This is a genomic window from Enterobacter sp. UNJFSC 003 (genome assembly GCF_036903355.1).
Taxonomy (GTDB): domain Bacteria; phylum Pseudomonadota; class Gammaproteobacteria; order Enterobacterales; family Enterobacteriaceae; genus Enterobacter.
On record NZ_JBAKHK010000185.1, the window covers coordinates 1 to 268 of the forward strand.

Annotated in this window: 1 pseudogene; it reads right to left on the bottom strand. The window is 53.0% G+C overall.

The window, feature by feature from the left end:
- A pseudogene (gene ansA / locus V5P19_RS23710) lies at nt 1-167 on the bottom strand (asparaginase); the annotation flags it as partial.
- Nucleotides 168-268 lie beyond the last annotated feature (101 nt).

The following is a 268-nucleotide window of genomic DNA, read 5'->3' on the forward strand; positions in this document are numbered from 1 at the left end:
GGCTGATACTCATGAATAGTAAAGGCAGGCATTTCCGGGCGGTGAAACTCCGGCATCGCCGCTAACTGCCGCTGCAGGTGACCTGAAACCGGAATATAGCCTTGTGCAGAGCGCTGCATACCGATCGTTCCGCCGGTATAGGCAACGTAAATAGATTTTTTTTGCATGAAAAGCGACTCAGCTTTGCGGAAAAAATGCAGTATACGGTAAAGCGCAGGGAAGAGCAGCCCGACCAGCATGGCGCCGATCGGGCTGTAAAGGTTAGCGC